General features: G+C 73.7%; 1 protein-coding gene. It reads left to right on the forward strand.

The annotated features are described in order from the left end of the window. Positions 1 to 1,037 (forward strand): NAD-dependent epimerase/dehydratase family protein (locus tag G5C62_RS27275; RefSeq protein WP_164703448.1); only part of this gene is annotated, 1,037 nt, incomplete at its 5' end. Positions 1,038 to 1,039: the final 2 nt, after the last annotated feature.

A 1,039-nucleotide genomic window follows, 5' to 3' on the forward strand; every position in this document is an offset into this window, starting at 1 on the left:
TCATCGGGGTGGACACCGTCCCCCCGGCCCCCGAGGTGCTGCGTCGCCTCGGTCGCACCGAGTTCGTCCGCGCCGACATCCGCAGCCCGTTGATCGGGAAGGTGATCGAGTCGGCGTCGGTGGACACCGTCGTGCACATGAACATCAGCGCCACACCGGCCGGTGCCGGTGGGCGGGTGTCGATGAAGGAGCTCAACGTCATCGGCACCATGCAGCTGCTGGCCGCCTGCCAGCGGTCTGCCGCGGTCCGCCGACTGGTCCTGAAGAGCACCAGCGCCGTCTACGGCGCCAGTTCCCGGGATCCCGCGGTCTTCACCGAGACCATGCAGGCCCGGCGGGTGCCCGGTGGTGGCTTCGCCAAGGACAGCCTCGACATCGAGGGGTACGTCCGCGCCTTCGCCCGCCGCCGCCCCGACGTGGGCGTCGCCGTGCTGCGGTTCACCAACCTCATCGGCCCGCGGATCGACTCGCTGCTGTCCGGGTTCCTCCGGATGCCCGTCGTCCCCACCGCCCTCGGGCACGACGCCCGGCTGCAACTCCTCCACGAGGACGACGCCGTGGCCGTGCTCACCCGCGCCGCCACGGGCGACTTCGTCGGCACGGCGAACGTCGGTGCCGACGGCACGGTCCTGCTGTCCCAGGCGATCCGCCGGCTCGGCCGCGTCGCACTGCCCCTGCCGGAGCCGGCGATGGGCTCCCTCGGCCGGACGACCCGCTGGGCCCGCCTGGTCGACTGGTCGCCGGAGCAGATGCGCTTCCTGAACTTCGGCCGGGTCATCGACACCCAGGTGCTGCGCGAGGAGTTCGGCTACGTGCCGCAGTACAGCACCGCAGAGGCCCTCGCCGACTACGGGCGGAGCCTGCCCCCGGTCGTCCGGGCCGAGCTCGTCGATGACGTCGCCGCCTCCGCGCGGACCGTGCTCGGCTCCGTCGCCGGTGGCGTGCACGCCGTGCAGGGCGCTCTCGGCAGCGTCACCGGGGGGCGCCGCCGTGCCGCGCCCCCGGTGCCGGGCCTGCGGGCGGTGCGCGATGCCTGAGG

Source organism: Modestobacter sp. KNN46-3 (genome assembly GCF_011039295.1).